This window comes from Streptomyces sp. NPDC003027 (assembly GCF_053591435.1).
The window spans coordinates 1-14,846 of record NZ_JBSFTU010000012.1 but is presented as its reverse complement, the minus strand read 5'-3'; the positions used below and the strand labels follow the sequence as shown (position 1 = coordinate 14,846).

Genomic DNA, 14,846 nt, shown 5'->3' with positions numbered 1-14,846 from the left:
TACGCGCGTACCGGGCAGGATGGACACGCACAGTCAGTGCTCAGGAACCGCTCCGACCCCATCGAGGGCCGGAGCTCGCGGGAAGGAATTGCGACGTGCGCGTACTCGTCGTCGAGGACGAGCAGCTGCTCGCCGATGCTGTGGCCACCGGACTGCGCCGGGAGGCCATGGCCGTCGACGTCGTGTACGACGGTGCCGCCGCGCTGGAGCGCATCGGGGTGAACGACTACGACGTGGTCGTCCTCGACCGCGACCTCCCGCTCGTCCACGGCGACGACGTCTGCCGCAAGATCGTCGAGCTCGGCATGCCCACCCGCGTCCTGATGCTCACCGCGTCCGGTGACGTCAGCGACCGCGTCGAGGGGCTGGAGCTCGGCGCCGACGACTACCTCCCCAAGCCCTTCGCCTTCACCGAGCTCACCGCGCGCGTGCGGGCCCTCGGCCGGCGCACCACCGTGCCGCTGCCGCCCGTCCTGGAGCGCGCCGGCATCAAGCTCGACCCCAACCGCCGTGAGGTCTTCCGCGACGGCAAGGAGGTCCAGCTGGCGCCGAAGGAGTTCGCCGTCCTGGAGGTCCTGATGCGCAGCGAGGGCGCGGTCGTCTCGGCCGAGCAGCTCCTGGAGAAGGCCTGGGACGAGAACACCGACCCGTTCACCAACGTCGTACGGGTCACGGTGATGACCCTGCGCCGCAAGCTCGGCGAACCCCCGGTCATCGTCACGGTCCCCGGCTCCGGCTACCGGATCTGACCGGTGGCCGCGACTCCGGCGCCCCTGCAGACGCCTCCGAAACCGACCTGGGACCCCCGCGACCCCGTCAGACCCCTGCTGCGACCGACCATCCGGATACGGCTCACGCTGCTCTACGGCGGGATGTTCCTGATCGCCGGCATCCTGCTGCTGTCGATCATCTACCTCTTCACCACCCAGGCCCTGAGCCTCAGCGCCTCCGAACTGCCCTTCAAGATCGTCAAGGGCGACGTGCTGCCCACCACCTCGTGGTGCGACCTGCCGGAGGCGGGCACGGGCGACCAGTTCAACCAGGCCGTCACGGCCTGTATGAAGCACCAGCGGGACCTGGCTCTGGACGACCTCCTGCGCCGCTCCCTGTTCGCTCTGCTCGGCCTGAGCATCATCGCCTTCGCCTTCGGCTACGCCATGGCGGGCCGGGTCCTCTCCCCGCTCGGCCGGATCACCCGGACCGCCCGCCAGGTGGCCGGATCCGACCTCGCCCGGCGGATCGAGCTGGACGGCCCCGACGACGAGCTGAAGGAGCTGGCGGACACCTTCGACGAGATGCTGGAACGGCTGGAGCGCGCCTTCACCGCACAGCAGCGGTTCGTCGCCAACGCCTCGCACGAACTGCGCACCCCGCTGGCGATCAACCGCACCCTCCTGGAGGTCCACCTCTCGGATCCCGGAGCCCCGGTGGAGCTCCAGCAGCTCGGCAAGACCCTGCTCGCCACCAACGAGCGCAGCGAGCAGCTGGTCGAGGGCCTGCTGCTGCTCGCCCGCAGCGACAACCAGATCGTCGAGCGCAAGCCCGTCGACCTCGCCGAGGTCGCGTCGCGCGCCATCGACCAGGTGCACGCGGAGGCCGAGGCCAAGGGCGTGGAGATCCGCGGGGAGCGTGCGCCGGCCGTCGTCCAGGGCAACGGCGTCCTGCTGGAGCGGATCGCCCTGAACCTGGTCCAGAACGCCGTGCGGTACAACCTCCCGGAGGGAGGCTGGGTGGAGGTGACCACCGAGACCGAGCACGGCCAGGCGGTCCTGGTGGTCTCGAACACGGGACCCGTGGTCCCGGCGTACGAGATCGACAACCTCTTCGAGCCGTTCAGACGGCTGCGGCAGGAACGCACCGGGAGCGACAAGGGGGTCGGGCTCGGCCTGTCGATCGCCCGCTCGGTGGCGCGCGCCCACGGCGGGCGTATCATCGCGGAGCCCCGGGAGGGCGGTGGTCTCGTGATGCGTGTCACTCTCCCGATCTGACACACTTCGAGTACCCGCCGGGTTCCGTTCGCTTTGCGCGGAATTTCCGGGGTCCGTTCCTGAGACGCCCCTGTGTGATCGATCACAGGAAACCACACAGGCCTCTCTACTCTCCGTGATCGGGAATTCCATCGGAAAACCAGGAAAAGTCCGGGTTTCCGGGGGCCTTGATGACGGGAAGTACACGGGGTGGCGCCCGTGAAGGACGGCCGAGGGACCGTGTACGGTCCCGTTCGCCACCCAAAGCCGATCACTCGTGAGAGGGCGGGCTGGGTGTCGATTGAGTAACAGACCTTGATGTGAGGCAAAATCTCCGCCTCGGGTCGGGCACAAGCCCGGCCTCTCACGCGTTACGTGCGCTGGAGACACCGCAACCACCCAGAGGGGGAGAGCGACATGGCAACGGATTACGACACCCCACGCAAGACCGACGACGACGTCGACTCGGACAGCCTTGAGGAACTGAAGGCCCGCCGGAACGACAAGTCGACCTCGACGGTCGACGTCGACGAGTTCGAGGCCGCAGAGGGCCTGGAACTGCCCGGCGCGGACCTCTCGAACGAGGAGCTCGCCGTCCGGGTCCTGCCCAAGCAGGCCGACGAGTTCACCTGCATGAGCTGCTTCCTCGTGCACCACCGCAGCCAGCTGGCTCGGGAGAAGAACGGTCAGCCGATCTGTCGCGACTGCGACTGAGATCGGACGGCCGTGGCAGGCGACACACCGTCCCGGAAGCGACGCTTCCGGCTTCATGGGAAGCCGGAGGCCGATCAGGGCGGCCCCGGCCCGGCAGAGGGTGCCCAGCAGGCCCCCGACGCCGAGCACACCGCCCACCTGCCCTCCTTCGGCGCGCGTGACGACGGGCGAGGCCCCTCGGCCTCGCTCGAAGCTGCCCCGACCTCGCGGTCGGCACCGACGGAGCGGCAGGAGGCGCGCCACGGGCGCCTCGACGCCGTCAAGCGCGTGGCCAACCCGGCGCGCGTCCAGCTCGACCGTATGAAACTCGACCGCGCGCGGATCGACGCCGTCAAACGCGGCGTGAAGCGTGGCGGCCGGAGCGCCAAGGCCGGGATCGGCTACCTCGCCGACCGGGTCATCGAGCTCGCCCCGCGCGTTCCGGTACGGGACCTGGCGACTCTGCGCCGCCAATTCCCGGGCCTCGGCCCCGAACAGATCGCCGACAGACTCGTCGCGGGCGCGGCCAACGCGAGCTCGACCGTCGGCGCGGGCGTCGGCGCCGCCGCGATGCTCCCCGTGCCCCCCGCCATGCCGGCCGAACTGGCCGCCGAGATCACCGGGGTCGCGGCGATCGAGCTGAAGCTCATCGCGGAACTGCACGAGGTGTACGGCCTGCGGCCGCCCGGCACGCTCACCCAGCGTTCGACGGCCTATCTGACCTCCTGGACGGAGGAGCGGGGCATCGACCCCACCAAGCCGACCACCCTCAACGCCGCGCTCGGGGGCCAGCTCAAGCGCGAACTGCGCCAGCGGATCATGAAGCGCATGGTGCGCAATCTGCCCAACCTGATGCCGTTCATGGTCGGCGCCGCCGTCGGCGCGGTGATGAACCGACGCGACACCAAGAAGCTCGCCGAACACGTCCGCGAGGACCTGCGGCGACGCCAGGTCCCCTGGGACGCCCTGGAGGGACTGCCCCCGCTGGAACAGCCCGACAACCCCAAGGAGATCGGCTTCTAGGCCGAGGTGCCGCCCGGCGCCGGCGCGTCCCGCGCCTCGGAGTCCTCGCTGTGCGCCCTCGCGGCCTCCAGGGCCGCCACCAGACCTTGCGGGTCACGGCTGGACAGATAGACGTACGGCGTCGGGTCCGCCGGGTCGGTGACCTCGACCCGGACCGCCCCCGGGACGTAGCTGCGCAGCAGCATGAAGGCGCGCGGATCGGCCTTGAACGTGCGCCACGCGCGCGCCTCCTCCGCGTCGAGCGCCTCCGGCGTCCCCAGCGCCGACACCGGGATCCGCGCGTCGCCCGCGACCAGGGAACCGGCGACGACCCGGATGCGGGCGGAGCCGTAGGAGGAGACGGCGACGGCGGCCAGCGCGCCCGCCCCGATCACTCCGCACAGCGTCGGGACCGTGCCCAGCGGAAACATGACCAGACCGCCGGAGAGGCCCAGCAGGGCCGCGATCACCCACCAGGAGCGGGGAGCGGTCAGACGCTCGTCGAAACGCGGCGCGGAGGACGGTACGGAAGGCTGCATGCCTCCAAGCTTGGCACGGCGCGACCCGCCCCTACCCGCGCGGGTAAGGTCTGCGGCTGTGACTGCAACATCTGCCGCCCTCACCCCGCCGGCCGACGCCATACCGCCGGTACGCCACCCCGACGCGCCGGCCCCCGGCGAGCTGCTCGGCGCGCACTACGAGCACTGCTTCGGGTGCGGCGGCGGACAGCCCCACGGTCTGCACCTGGAGGCACGGGCCGGCGAGGGCGTGACCGTCACCGCCGAGTTCACCGTGACCCCCGACCACCAGGGCGCCCCCGGCCTCGCGCACGGCGGCGTCCTCGCCACCGCGCTCGACGAGACCCTCGGCTCCCTCAACTGGCTGCTGCGGGTCATCGCCGTCACCGGCCGCCTGGAGACCGACTTCGCGCGGCCCGTCCCCGTCGGCACGGTGCTGCACCTCCAGGCCGAGGTCACCGCCGTGCACGGGCGCAAGATCTACTCGACCGCGACCGGCCGGATCGGCGGGCCCGAGGGCCCCGTCGCCGTCCGCGCCGACGCCCTCTTCATCGAGGTCAAGGTCGACCACTTCATCGACAACGGCCGGCCGGAGGAGATCCAGGCGGCCATGTCCGACCCCGACCAGGTCCGGCGCGCCCGCGCCTTCGAGGTGAACCCCTGATGCGCAACCCTGTCGACGTACTCATCCGGCGCGTGGATCCGGACGTACCCATTCCGACCTACGGCCACCCCGGTGACGCGGGGGTCGATCTGGTGACCACCGAGGCGGCCGTCCTGGCGCCCGGCGAGCGGATCGTGCTCCCCACCGGTATCTCCATCGCCCTGCCCGACGGCTACGCCGCCTTCGTGCACCCCCGCTCCGGTCTGGCCGCCCGGCTGGGTATCGCGCTGGTGAATGCCCCGGGGACGGTGGATGCCGGGTACCGTGGAGAGATCAAGGTGATCGTGGTCAATCTGGACCCCCGCGAGAGCGTGCGGTTCGAGCGGTTCGACCGGATTGCCCAACTTGTCGTCCAGCAGGTCGAGAAGGTGCGCTTCCACGAGGTGGCGGAGCTTCCCGGCTCCGCGCGGGCCGAGGGGGGCTTCGGTTCCACCGGCGGTCACGCCGCCGTGGACGGCACAACGGGTGGGAATCGATACGCTTCGGTCGTATCCGACCGGGAAGGACAGTGACGTGTTCGGACGTCGCAAGAAGAGTGGTTCCGCTGACGGCGTGGCGGACGCAGCGGGCGAGGCCGAGCAGGTCGTCGACGAGGTCGAACCCCGTGACGGCGAGGACGCGGCGGGCCGGCCGCGTCGGGTGAATCTTCCGCCCGCGCCCCGCCCCGACGGGCCGTGGGACATCTCCGAGGTCTCCCGCCCCGAGGACGGCCGGGTGGACCTGGGCGGCATCTTCGTGCCCGGCGTCGAAGGCATGGAGCTGCGCGTGGAGGTGGCGGGCGACGCGATCGTCGCGGCCACCGTCGTCCTGCGGGACAGCGCCGTGCAGCTGCAGGCGTTCGCGGCGCCGAAGAAGGAAGGCATCTGGGGCGAGGTCCGCGAGGAGATCGCCTCCGGCATCACCCAGCAGGGCGGTGTCATCGACGAGGTCGAGGGCCCCCTCGGCTGGGAGCTGCGGGCGCAGGTCCCGGTGCAGCTGCCGGACGGCACCGGAGGCGTGCAGCTGGTGCGCTTCGTGGGCGTCGACGGGCCCCGCTGGTTCCTGCGCGGAGTGATCTCCGGGCAGGGCGCGGTGCAGCCCGAGGCGGCCGGTCTCCTGGAGCAGATCTTCCGGGACACCGTGGTCGTCCGGGGCGACGGGCCGATGGCTCCGCGCGACCCCATCGTCCTCAAGCTGCCGAACGACGCCCAGATGGTGCCCGAGGGCATCCAGCAGGAGGACCAGGAGGGCTCGCGCTTCTCCGGCGGCATGGGCCAGCTCCAGCGCGGACCGGAGATCACCGAGGTCCGCTGAATCACGGCAGGGCCGGTGGGCCGTGTCCCGTACACCAGGTACGGGGACACGGCCCACCGGCCGTCGGTGCGTCAGAATGCCGTCAATACGGTCCCAGGGCGGTGTCACCCGTACAGAACGTCCGTTTCGCTGGACGTAAGGTCGAGCCATGGGTGGACGCGGCAAGCTACGGATCTACCTCGGTGCGGCTCCCGGCGTCGGCAAGACGTACGCCATGCTCTCCGAGGCGCACCGCCGCGTCGAACGCGGTACCGACTGCGTCGTCGCCTTCGTCGAGCACCACGACCGTCCTCGTACGGAGGCGATGCTGCACGGCCTGGAGCAGGTCCCGCGCCGCTCCCTCGTCCACCGGGACGCCGTCTTCACCGAGATGGACGTGGACGCCGTCCTCGCCAGGCGGCCCGCCGTCGCCCTCGTCGACGAGCTCGCGCACACGAACGTCCCCGGCTCCCGCAACGGCAAGCGCCGGCAGGACGTCGAAGAGCTGCTCGCCGCCGGGATCGACGTCATATCGACCGTCAACATCCAGCACCTGGAGTCGCTCGGGGACGTCGTCGAGACGATCACCGGGGTGCGGCAGCGCGAGACCGTCCCCGACGAGGTCGTCCGCCGCGCCGATCAGATCGAGCTGGTCGACATGTCGCCCGAGGCGCTGCGCCGCAGGATGGCCCACGGCAACATCTACAAACCGGACCGGATCGACGCCTCCCTGTCCCACTACTTCCGGCCCGGCAACCTGACCGCGCTGCGGGAACTGGCGCTGCTGTGGACCGCCGACCGGGTCGACGAGTACCTCCGGCACTACCGGGGCGAGCACAACATCCGCTCCACCTGGCAGGCCCGCGAACGGATCGTCGTCGGCCTCACCGGCGGCCCCGAGGGACGCACCCTCATCCGGCGCGCCACCCGGCTGGCGGAGAAGGGCGCGGGCGGCGAGGTGCTCGCCGTCTACATCGCCCGCAGCGACGGGCTCACGGCAGCCTCCCCCGAGGAGCTGGCGCTCCAGCGGACCCTGGTCGAAGACCTCGGCGGAACGTTCCACCACGTCATAGGCGACGACATCCCCTCCGGACTGCTGGAGTTCGCGCGGGGCGTCAACGCCACCCAGATCGTCCTGGGCTCCAGCCGCCGCAAGACCTGGCAGTACGTGTTCGGCCCCGGCGTCGGCCAGACCGTCGCCCGCGAGTCGGGCCCGGACCTCGACGTCCACATCGTCACCCACGAAGAGGCCGCCAAGGGACGCGGTCTCCCCGTCGCCCGCGGCGCCCGCCTCGGCCGCTCCCGGATCATCTGGGGCTGGCTCGTCGGCGTCGGCGGTCCCGCGCTGCTGGCCCTGCTCCTCACCCATGCCGACGCCGACCTCGGTCTGGCCAACGACATGCTGCTGTTCCTGGCGCTCACGGTCGCCTCCGCCCTGCTCGGCGGGGTGTTCCCGGCACTCGCCTCCGCCACCTTCGGCTCCTTCCTCCTCAACTGGTTCTTCACGTCGCCCCTTTACCACCTCACCGTCGCCGACCCCAAGAACATCGTCGCGATCGCGGTCTTCTTCGGCGTCGGCATGTCGGTGGCGTCGGTGGTCGACCTCGCGGCCCGCCGCACCCACCAGGCCGCACGGCTGCGCGCCGAGTCCGAGGTGCTGTCCTATCTCGCCGGCGGCGTGCTGCGCGGGGAGTCGGGTCTGGACGCCCTGCTCGAACGCGTCAGGGAGACCTTCTCCATGGACTCGGTGGCCCTCCTGGAACGGGAGAGCGACATCGGGCCCTGGCGGCGCGCGGCGAGCGTCGGCACGGGTCCCGCCGCCCGCCCCGAGGACGCGGACGTGGACATGCCCGTCGGCGAACACCTCGCGCTCGCCCTGATCGGACGCGCCCTGCCCGCCGAGGACCGGCGCGTACTCGGCGCGTTCGCCGCGCAGGCCGCGGTGGTGCTGGACCGGCAGCGGCTCGTCGGGGAGGCCGAGGAGGCCCGCAGACTGGCCGAGGGCAACAAGATCCGCACCTCCCTGCTCGCCGCGGTCAGCCACGATCTGCGCACCCCGCTCGCCGCCATCAAGGCAGCCGTCTCCTCACTCCGCTCCGACGACGTCGAATGGTCCGAGGAGGACCGGGCGGAACTCCTCGCCGGCATCGAGGAGGGCTCCGACCGCCTCGACCACCTCGTCGGGAACCTCCTCGACATGTCCCGGCTCCAGACCGGCACCGTCACCCCGCTGCTCCGCGCCGTCGACCTGGACGAGGTCGTCCCCATGGCGCTCGGCGGCGTCCCCGACGGCAGCGTCGGGCTGGACATTCCCGAGACCCTGCCGATGGTCGAGGTCGACAAGGGGCTCCTGGAACGCGCCGTCGCCAACATCGTCGAGAACGCGGTCAAGTACAGCCCGCCCGGCGTGCCGGTCACCGCCGCCGGCAGCGCGCTGGGCGACCGGGTGGAGCTGCGGGTCGTCGACCGAGGCCCAGGGGTGCCCGACGAGAGCAAGGACGGCATCTTCGAGCCGTTCCAGCGCTTCGGCGACGCCCCGCGCGGCTCCGGTGTCGGCCTCGGGCTCGCCGTCGCCCGGGGCTTCGTCGAGGCCATGGGCGGCACCCTCACCGCCGAGGACACGCCCGGCGGCGGGCTCACCATGACGCTCACCCTCAAGGCCGTGACGGAGCGGCTTCCGCCGCCCCCGCCCACCGCCGGCCCGCCGGCGCGGGTCGTCTCCTGACGGAAGCCCTCTCCCGTCCGGACGACGGCCGGAGAGACCCCCGGAGACACGCAGAGAGACCCCAGAGACACACGCCGAGAGACCTCCAGAGACACACGCAGAGAGAAGGATGCCTTCGATGACCCGGGTTCTCGTCGTCGACGACGAGCCGCAGATCGTCCGCGCGCTGGTGATCAACCTCAAGGCGCGGAAGTACGAGGTGGACGCGGCGGCCGACGGCGCCACCGCCCTCCGGCTCGCCGCCGAGCGCCATCCCGACGTGGTCGTCCTCGACCTCGGGCTGCCGGACATCGACGGCGTCGAGGTCATCAGGGGGCTGCGCGGCTGGACGCGGGTGCCGATCCTGGTGCTCTCGGCGCGGCAGACCTCGGACGAGAAGGTCGAGGCGCTGGACGCGGGCGCCGACGACTACGTCACCAAGCCCTTCGGCATGGACGAGCTCCTGGCCCGGTTGCGTGCCGCCGTCCGCAGGGCCGAGCCGGTCGGCGGCGACGGCGGGGTCGTGGTCGTCGAGACCGAGACCTTCACGGTCGACCTCGCCGCCAAGAAGGTGCACCGGGGCGGGAAGGACGTCCGCCTCACGCCCACCGAGTGGCACCTCCTCGAAGTGCTCGTCCGCAACAGCGGGCGCCTGGTCAGCCAGAAGCAGCTCCTCCAGGAGGTGTGGGGCCCGTCGTACGGCACCGAGACGAACTATCTGCGGGTCTACATGGCGCAGCTGCGGCGCAAGCTGGAGGCCGACCCCTCGCACCCGCGGCACTTCGTCACGGAGCCGGGCATGGGCTACCGCTTCGAGCACTGATCCGACCACGGGCACGTGCAGCGGCCCGGTCGCGGATCCGCCCCCGGGTCCCGTGACCGGGCCGGACGCTTCCCGGGCTCCGTCCGGGGCGGTTCGGCCGTCGGTGGGGGCCGGTAGGCTTTCGGTATGAGTGCTGCACCGCGTACAGGGAAGCCGGCCGGGCGCTTCCGCCGGATGCTCGACCGGCTGTCCACCTCGCAGGAGGAGCTGGAGTCCGTCGAGCTCCAGGAGGACGCCGAGGCCTCGGGGTGCACGCGTATCTGCGACTGCTCCGACCGCCAGATAGTCAAGGTGACTGGTACGTTGCGCACGGTCACCCTGCGCCCGCGGGCCGGTGTGCCGGCCCTCGAGGCCGAGCTGTTCGACGGCACCGCCCCGCTGGACGTGGTGTGGCTGGGCCGGCGGTCCATCGTGGGCATCGAGCCGGGCCGCAAGCTGATCGCCTCCGGACGGGTCTCCATGAGCCACGGCCGGCGGGTCCTCTTCAACCCCAAATACGAGCTCCGACCGCTCGGACAGGAGTAGCCGGTGACGTCCCTCGACAAGCCGACGAAGGATCAGGAACCCCAGGCCCAGGCCCCGAAGGAGGTCACCGAGGCGGCGCTCTTCGAGGCGTTCGGCGGCGTTCGGGGCATGGTCGAGACGGTCGTGCCGGGACTGCTCTTCGTCACGATCTTCACGATCAACAAGGACCTCCACCTCTCCGCGATCGCCGCGCTCGCGGTCTCCCTGGTCCTGGTCGCCGTCCGGCTGATCCGCCGGGACACCGTCAAGCACGCCTTCAGCGGCGTCTTCGGCGTGGCCTTCGGCGTGGTCTTCGCGATGATGACCGGCAACGCCAAGGACTTCTACCTCCCGGGCATGCTGTACACCCTCGGCCTCGCCCTCGCGTACATCATCACCACCCTCGCCGGCGTGCCGCTGATCGGCCTGATCCTGGGCCCGGTGTTCAAGGAGAACCTCTCCTGGCGGACCCGTAACCCCGGCCGCAAGAAGGCGTACGCCAAGGCGAGCTGGGCGTGGGGCCTGATCCTGCTCGGCAAGTGCGCGATCCTCTTCCCGCTGTACTGGTGGGCGGACACGACGCAGTTCGGCTGGGTTCTGGTCGCGCTGAAGATCCCACCCTTCCTGCTCGCGGTGTACCTGACCTGGGTCTTCCTGTCCAAGGCCCCGCCGCCGATCGATGTCTTCGCCGAGATGGAGGCGGAGGAGGAGGCCGAGAGGGCCCGCAAGGCGGCAGCGGCGCAGCGCCCGGAGGCGTAGCCGCTCGGCACGCACACGCGGGTCGCACGCACGCGTCGTTCGCCGGGCCGGTGCGGTCCGCACCGCTCGTACGTACGCGGAAGGGCCCGGGACCTGTCGAGGTCCCGGGCCCTTCTCCGTACGTACGCGACCGAGGCCGTACCGGCGTACCGGACCTACCGCTTCCGCGCCGGCCTCACCGGCGTGGCCGTCGTCAGCCCGTGGCAGGCTCGTCGCGGCGGACCGACAGCAGATCCTCCAGCTGCTCCTCGCGCGCCTGGGCGGCCACGAAGAGGAGCTCGTCGCCCGCCTCCAGGGTCTCCTCCGCGCTCGGGGTGAGCACCCGCGAGCCGCGGATGATCGTCACCAGGGAGGTGTCCTGCGGCCAGGCCACATCGCCCACCGGCGTCCCCGAGATCGCCGACTCCGGCGGCAGGGTCAGCTCCACGAGGTTGGCGTCGCCGTGGCTGAAGCGCAGCAGCCGCACCAGGTCGCCGACGCTCACCGCCTCCTCCACCAGGGCCGACATCAGACGCGGCGTCGACACGGCGACGTCCACGCCCCACGACTCGTTGAAGAGCCACTCGTTCTTCGGGTTGTTCACCCGGGCGACCACGCGCGGCACGCCGTACTCGGTCTTCGCGAGCAGCGACACGACCAGGTTCACCTTGTCGTCACCGGTCGCCGCGATCACCACGTTGCAGCGCTGCAGCGCCGCCTCGTCCAGCGACGTGATCTCACAGGCGTCGGCGAGCAGCCACTCCGCCTGCGGCACCCGCTCCACCGAGATGGCGGTCGGCGCCTTGTCGATGAGCAGTACCTCGTGGCCGTTCTCCAGGAGCTCGCCCGCGATGGACCGGCCCACCGCACCCGCGCCCGCAATAGCGACACGCATCAGTGACCGCCCTCCTCAGGCCCCTCGGCGAAGGCCGCCTCGACCTTCGCGATCTCGTCCGTACGCATCATCACGTGCACGAGGTCGCCCTCCTGCAGCACCGTCTGCGAGGACGGGATGACCGCCTCGCCCAGCCGCGTGAGGAACGCCACGCGCACGCCCGTCTCGTCCTGCAGCCTGCTGACCTTGTGGCCGATCCAGGCCGGGGAGGTGTGCACCTCGGCGAGCTGCACGCCGCCGCTCGGGTCCGTCCACAGCGGCTCCGCGCCGGAGGGGAGCAGCCGCCGCAGCATCTGGTCGGCGGTCCAGCGGACGGTCGCGACGGTCGGGATGCCGAGCCGCTGGTAGACCTCGGCGCGGCGGGGGTCGTAGATCCGTGCCGCCACGTTCTCGATGCCGAACATCTCGCGCGCCACCCGCGCCGCGATGATGTTGGAGTTGTCGCCGCTGCTCACCGCGGCGAAGGCACCCGCCTCCTCGATCCCCGCCTCGCGCAGCGTGTCCTGGTCGAAGCCGACGCCGGTCACCCGGCGCCCGCCGAAACCGGAGCCGAGACGACGGAAAGCCGTCGGGTCCTGGTCCACGACGGCGACGGTGTGCCCCTGCTGCTCCAGGGTCTGCGCGAGAGCGGCTCCCACTCGCCCGCAGCCCATGATGACGATGTGCACGTCCCCTTACCCCGCACTCCTGATCGCCTTGCCGACCTGCGAAAACACCCTGCTCACAACTTTCCTCACCCGACTTGCCCGGGTTGGGGCGGACAGCGCCCTGCCGTGCTGCCCGGTCCGAGCTTATGCGTCAACCATGGCCAGGACCGCATCCGAGGTGGTACCCACGGAGATTCCGTGCGGATCGTGGGGTGCCAGGTGGGCGTGGCGCTTTTCGAACGCTTACGATCCTCTGCGTGTCCAAACTGACCGACGTGCCCAAACGGATCCTGATCGGGCGGGCCCTGCGCAGCGACAGGCTCGGGGAAACCCTCCTTCCGAAGCGCATCGCACTCCCCGTCTTCGCCTCCGACCCGCTGTCCTCGGTGGCGTACGCACCGGGTGAGGTGCTGCTCGTCCTGTCGATCGCGGGCCTGTCGGCGTACCACTTCAGTCCGTGGATCGCGCTGGCCGTCGTGGTCCTGATGTTCACGGTCGTCGCCTCCTACCGGCAGAACGTGCACGCCTACCCCAGCGGCGGCGGTGACTACGAGGTCGCCAACACCAACCTCGGCCCGAAGGCCGGACTGACCGTCGCCAGCGCCCTGCTCGTCGACTACGTCCTGACCGTCGCCGTCTCCATCTCCTCCGGCATCGAGAACCTCGGCTCGGCCATCCCGTTCGTCGTCGAGCACAAGGTCGCCTGCGCGGTCGGCGTCATCGTGCTGCTGACCCTGATGAACCTGCGCGGCGTGAAGGAGTCCGGCAGCCTCTTCGCCATCCCGACGTACGTCTTCGTCGCCGGCGTCTTCATCATGATCGCCTGGGGCGCGTACCAGGGCATCGTCCTCGACGAGACCATGAGGGCCCCCACGGCCGACTTCGAGATCAAGCCCGAGCAGGAGGGTCTGGCCGGCTTCGCCCTGCTCTTCCTCCTGCTGCGCGCCTTCTCCTCCGGCTGCGCCGCGCTCACCGGTGTCGAGGCGATCTCCAACGGCGTCCCCGCCTTCCGCAAGCCGAAGTCGAAGAACGCGGCCACCACGCTCGCCCTGATGGGCGGCCTGGCCGTCACCATGTTCTGCGGCATCATCTTCCTGGCGATGGCCACCAACGTACGGATGGCCGAGCACCCCGCCATCGACCTGCTGCGCAACGGCGTCCCGGTCGGCGAGGACTACGTCCAGGACCCGGTGATCTCGCAGGTCGCGGCCGCCGTCTTCGGCGACGGCACCTTCTTCTTCGTGGTCCTCGCCGCGGCCACGGCGCTCGTCCTCTTCCTGGCCGCCAACACCGCGTACAACGGGTTCCCGCTCCTCGGCTCGATCCTCGCCCAGGACCGGTACCTGCCGCGGCAGCTGCACACCCGCGGCGACCGGCTCGCCTTCTCCAACGGCATCGTGCTCCTCGCCGGCGCCGCCGCGCTGCTGGTGTGGGTCTACGGAGCCGACTCGACGAAGCTGATCCAGCTGTACATCGTCGGCGTCTTCGTCTCCTTCACCCTCAGCCAGATCGGCATGGTCCGGCACTGGAACCGGCACCTGAGGACGGAGAGGGACCCGGTCCAGCGCCGCCGCATGATCCGCTCCCGCGCGATCAACGCCTTCGGCGCCTTCTTCACCGGCCTCGTCCTCGTCGTCGTCCTCGCCACCAAGTTCACCCACGGCGCCTGGGTCGCGCTGCTCGGCATGGTGATCTTCTACGGCACGATGACCGCGATCCGCAGGCACTACGACTCCGTGGCGGAGGAGATCGCGGCCGCCGAGGAGCGTCCCGACGAGTACGTACGCCCGTCGCGGGTCCGTTCCGTCGTCCTGGTCTCCAAGCTGCACAAGCCGACGCTGCGCGCCCTCGCCTACGCCAAGCTGCTGCACGCCAACGAGCTGGAGGCGCTGAGCGTCAACGTCGACCCGGCCGAGACGAAGGCGCTCAAGGCCGAGTGGGAGCGGCGGGGCATCAACGTGCCGCTGAAGATCCTGGACTCGCCGTACCGGGAGATCACCCGGCCGGTCATCGAGTACGTGAAGAACATCCGCCGGGAGAGCCCGCGGGACGCCGTCTCCGTCTACATCCCCGAGTACGTCGTCGGCCACTGGTACGAGCACTTCCTCCACAACCAGAGCGCCCTGCGGCTGAAGGGCCGCCTGCTCTTCACCCCCGGCGTGATGGTGACGTCCGTCCCCTACCAGCTGCGGTCGTCCGAGGTCGCCAAGAAGCGGGAGCGCAAGCGGCAGGACTGGAACGCGCCGGGTTCGGTGCGCCGGGGCCCGGTCGAGAAACGGCCGAAGGAACCGGCCGGCAAGGACACGTAGACTGGTGGGGGGGCGCGCGCGCGCCCCCCCCCACCCGAAAACGCGACGAGACCCCCGCACCCCCAAACAACAAAAACCTCAAAGGGCGAGGGCGGTGAAAGACAACGAGG

General features: G+C 70.9%; 15 protein-coding genes. 12 read left to right on the top strand and 3 right to left on the bottom strand.

Annotated features, from left to right (window positions below):
- Window positions 1-95: 95 nt before the first annotated feature.
- The 4 genes from ACWDX6_RS11660 (at window position 96) to ACWDX6_RS11645 (ending at window position 3,683) form a co-directional block, all read left to right on the top strand.
- Window positions 96-749: a response regulator transcription factor gene (locus tag ACWDX6_RS11660; RefSeq protein ID WP_132914883.1), complete on the top strand. Its 654-nt coding sequence runs from the start codon at window positions 96-98 to the stop codon at window positions 747-749.
- 3 nt (window positions 750-752) lie between these two features.
- Window positions 753-1,988, top strand: coding sequence for a sensor histidine kinase (locus ACWDX6_RS11655; protein WP_451484750.1), 1,236 nt, complete (start codon window positions 753-755; stop codon window positions 1,986-1,988).
- A 396-nt stretch (window positions 1,989-2,384) separates the two neighbouring features.
- Window positions 2,385-2,681 carry a DUF4193 domain-containing protein gene (locus ACWDX6_RS11650; protein ID WP_003955561.1) on the top strand — a complete coding sequence of 99 codons (297 nt, stop codon included), beginning with the start codon at window positions 2,385-2,387 and terminating at the stop codon, window positions 2,679-2,681.
- A 12-nt stretch (window positions 2,682-2,693) separates the two neighbouring features.
- A complete protein-coding gene (locus ACWDX6_RS11645) occupies window positions 2,694-3,683 on the top strand; it encodes a hypothetical protein (protein ID WP_451484749.1) in 990 nt (329 codons plus the stop codon).
- On the opposite strand, the gene ACWDX6_RS11640 is transcribed toward ACWDX6_RS11645, so the two are convergent.
- Complete coding sequence (locus tag ACWDX6_RS11640) at window positions 3,680-4,201, bottom strand: DUF3093 domain-containing protein (protein ID WP_451484748.1); 522 nt, start codon at window positions 4,199-4,201, stop codon at window positions 3,680-3,682. The genes ACWDX6_RS11645 and ACWDX6_RS11640 overlap by 4 nt on opposite strands.
- 58 nt (window positions 4,202-4,259) lie before the next feature.
- Here ACWDX6_RS11640 and ACWDX6_RS11635 point away from each other — a divergent pair, with 58 nt between their 5' ends.
- The 7 genes from ACWDX6_RS11635 (at window position 4,260) to ACWDX6_RS11605 (ending at window position 10,906) form a co-directional block, all read left to right on the top strand.
- Entirely contained in the window at window positions 4,260-4,844 is a 585-nt protein-coding gene (locus ACWDX6_RS11635) for a PaaI family thioesterase (protein ID WP_451484747.1), read from the top strand.
- A complete protein-coding gene (gene dut, locus ACWDX6_RS11630; protein ID WP_451484746.1) occupies window positions 4,844-5,356 on the top strand; it encodes a dUTP diphosphatase in 513 nt (170 codons plus the stop codon). The genes ACWDX6_RS11635 and dut overlap by 1 nt, the downstream gene beginning before the upstream one ends.
- A gap of 1 nt (window position 5,357) precedes the next feature.
- Window positions 5,358-6,137: a DUF3710 domain-containing protein gene (locus ACWDX6_RS11625; RefSeq protein WP_451484745.1), complete on the top strand. Its 780-nt coding sequence runs from the start codon at window positions 5,358-5,360 to the stop codon at window positions 6,135-6,137.
- Window positions 6,138-6,285: 148 nt separating this feature from the next.
- Window positions 6,286-8,841: an ATP-binding protein gene (locus ACWDX6_RS11620; protein ID WP_451484744.1), complete on the top strand. Its 2,556-nt coding sequence runs from the start codon at window positions 6,286-6,288 to the stop codon at window positions 8,839-8,841.
- A 118-nt stretch (window positions 8,842-8,959) separates the two neighbouring features.
- Window positions 8,960-9,643 carry a response regulator gene (locus ACWDX6_RS11615; protein WP_451484743.1) on the top strand — a complete coding sequence of 228 codons (684 nt, stop codon included), beginning with the start codon at window positions 8,960-8,962 and terminating at the stop codon, window positions 9,641-9,643.
- A 126-nt stretch (window positions 9,644-9,769) separates the two neighbouring features.
- Window positions 9,770-10,168 (top strand): OB-fold nucleic acid binding domain-containing protein, encoded by a 399-nt coding sequence (locus tag ACWDX6_RS11610; protein ID WP_451484742.1) that lies wholly within the window; start codon window positions 9,770-9,772, stop codon window positions 10,166-10,168.
- A gap of 3 nt (window positions 10,169-10,171) precedes the next feature.
- A complete protein-coding gene (locus tag ACWDX6_RS11605) occupies window positions 10,172-10,906 on the top strand; it encodes a DUF3159 domain-containing protein (protein ID WP_451484741.1) in 735 nt (244 codons plus the stop codon).
- 193 nt (window positions 10,907-11,099) lie between these two features.
- On the opposite strand, the gene ACWDX6_RS11600 is transcribed toward ACWDX6_RS11605, so the two are convergent.
- Window positions 11,100-11,780, bottom strand: a complete 681-nt coding sequence (locus ACWDX6_RS11600; RefSeq protein ID WP_451484740.1) for a potassium channel family protein — start codon at window positions 11,778-11,780, stop codon at window positions 11,100-11,102.
- Window positions 11,780-12,448, bottom strand: a complete 669-nt coding sequence (locus ACWDX6_RS11595) for a potassium channel family protein (RefSeq protein ID WP_365713899.1) — start codon at window positions 12,446-12,448, stop codon at window positions 11,780-11,782. The genes ACWDX6_RS11600 and ACWDX6_RS11595 overlap by 1 nt, the downstream gene beginning before the upstream one ends.
- A gap of 236 nt (window positions 12,449-12,684) precedes the next feature.
- Between ACWDX6_RS11595 and ACWDX6_RS11590 the strand changes: the two genes are divergently transcribed.
- Entirely contained in the window at window positions 12,685-14,736 is a 2,052-nt protein-coding gene (locus ACWDX6_RS11590) for an APC family permease (protein ID WP_451484739.1), read from the top strand.
- The last annotated feature ends 110 nt before the right edge of the window (window positions 14,737-14,846 follow it).